Source organism: Synechococcus sp. OH2, assembly GCF_047462155.1.
Classification (GTDB): domain Bacteria; phylum Cyanobacteriota; class Cyanobacteriia; order Thermostichales; family Thermostichaceae; genus Thermostichus.
Genome location: NZ_JANSIR010000117.1, coordinates 58,387 through 60,662 on the forward strand (window position 1 = coordinate 58,387; position 2,276 = coordinate 60,662).

The following is a 2,276-nucleotide window of genomic DNA, read 5'->3' on the forward strand; positions in this document are numbered from 1 at the left end:
CCATTTGGGTGACCTGGATCTGGTAAAGCTGGGCCAGCTCGGCAGCGTTGAGGTTGCCCCGCTCCACCTGGTCGCGGCTGGCTTCCGCCAGAACCTCCGCCACGAGGTTGCCCTGCTCGTCAAACCGCCACAGCTCCAGGCGGCTGCGGGAGCGCAGACTCACCTCCGTCGGCGAGGCCGGGCGGGTGAGGACATCGACGCGGGCGATAACAATGGCCTCCAGGCCCAGGTAATCGAAAAACTGACTCACCGCTTCTGGCTTGCGGCGATCCCACTCGAACAGCTCGTAGAGTGGCCAGCCCACCTGGCGCAAAATGGGCTGCAGGCGGCGGTTGTCCAGAGGTACCACCTTCTCGCTGTTGGGGATCAGGCCCAGACGCACCGCCTCCATGGCTAGGCGCTGGCCCAAAAGCTGGGTATGTTCCAGCCCCCCCACCCCCAAAATGCCGAGGCGACGCCGGGGCTGTGGCCGGATGGGCACCTGCAAAACCACATCCACAGGGGTGGTCAGGCCCCCCTGCAGCAGGATCTCCTGTTGCACGGTTTCGTAGTCAGGGTGCCACACGGTCAACATCCAACGTCCGGCAGGAGCCTGGTCGAGCTCAAACGCCCCCCGCTCGTCCGTTTGGATGGGCTGATGGGGGTTCTCCAAGCCCTCCAACTGCACCTGCGCCCCGGCCACCGGCTGCCCCAGGCTGTTGCTTACCTGCCCCACCAGCCGTGCCTGGGATCCCACCTGGTCTCGATGGGGAAACAGCGGTGTGAAGTGGGGAATGGGGGTGACCGGCGCCTGGGCCAGCGCTCCTGGAGTCAGGGCCAGCCAGCCGCAGAGACCTAGGCTGCCTAAGCTAACCTTGCGCCGCAGCGCAGTGAGGGAGAAAAGAGGCATGGCGACATCTGCTAATCGCAGTGGGTTCTGGAGAGACAAAATCCTGCTGCAGGGATCCTTACCCAGCAAAGGGATTGTTGGCCTGCCATTGTTGGATAAAGACCGGCACCATGTTGCGCACCTGCAGCCGAAACAGGCCCGCCGCCGCATCTTCAAACAGGGGCTCCCCGCCCACATCATCCTGCCCATAGGCCTCGTAGTAGCGAGCCTGATCCCCCGGCCGATCCCGCTGCAGGTCCACCACCACCACTACCCCGCGGCTGCGCAACTGGTTGGGGGTGAAATTGGGGATCTCCACAGGGATTGCCGGCGCTAGGAAGCGCAAGGCCGTATTCAGCAGCGGGCTGCCCTGGCGGTTGTAATCGCGGGAGATTTGCAGGTGGGTCAAGAGGATGTAGCGCAATCCCAGGGCATTGCCGATGGCCTTCAGCTTGTCCAAGTCGGCGGTATAGCGCTCATCCCGATCCAAGAGCGTCAGATCCTGGACGAGAGCCAGAAGCGGCTCAAAGCGGGGATCCGGCCCCAAAGGCCCCTTCAAGAGCAGTACCGGTCGCTGCGGCTGCAACTCCTTCAGGGCCAGGCTGAGGTGGCGGGCCAGCTCATCCGAGTAAACCGGCTCATCCGGCAAAAGGCCGATGCCCTCCGGCTGGCGGGCCGGCTCCCCCGGCGGCAGGCGAATATCTTGGGTGGATACAAAACCGGCCCGCACCTCCACCTGGGTGCTGGTGGGCGGAAACCCCGGCACCTCCACATCCACCAGGTACAGCCCCGCCGGCAACTCCGGCAATACATAGGTGCCGTCGGCGGCGATGCGAACCGTCTGCGGGGGCTGCGTGGCGGTGGCAGCCAGGCGCAAAACCCCGGTCTGGACAGGCTGGCCGGCAATGTCCAGCACCCGCCCCGTCACCACGCCGCGGTTGCCTGCGGAGGCAACTTCCTCCGTCCCCTCCTCGCCAACTTGAGCTTGAAGATCCACATCCACCAGACGCCGCAAAGCCGGGATCCCTGCCGCCACTACCCACAGCTCCCGCTCCCCCAACCTCACCAAGCCCGTTGGCTGCCCCTCCAGCCGCAGCGAGGCGGCCAATCGTCCTGCCTCCAGATCTACGATTTGCAGACGGTCACTGTTGCGGGAGGTCACGTAGGCCCAGCGGCCATCGGCGGAAAGGGCCAGCCGTGTCGGTCGCCAGTCCAGGCCAATCCGCTGCAGAGCCTCGCCGCTGCGGCCCAGATCCAGCACCGTCAGATCCTGGCTGCCGGAGTTGAGCACCACTAGGCGCTGCCGTTGGGCATCCAGAGCCATCGCTTCTGGAGTGTTGCCGCCCCGCCAGCGGGCCAACAGCTCGCCATTGTCGGGGTTGACCACCAGCAGGCTAAGGGGATCCTC

Annotated in this window: 2 protein-coding genes; both read right to left on the bottom strand. The window is 65.4% G+C overall.

Features of this window, described 5'->3' with window-relative positions:
- Window positions 1–889: carboxypeptidase-like regulatory domain-containing protein (locus NW835_RS12885; RefSeq protein WP_414415494.1), on the bottom strand; the 889-nt coding region annotated here is incomplete at its 3' end.
- Window positions 890–947: 58 nt separating this feature from the next.
- Window positions 948–2,276: carboxypeptidase regulatory-like domain-containing protein (locus tag NW835_RS12890; RefSeq protein ID WP_414415495.1), on the bottom strand; the 1,329-nt coding region annotated here is incomplete at its 5' end.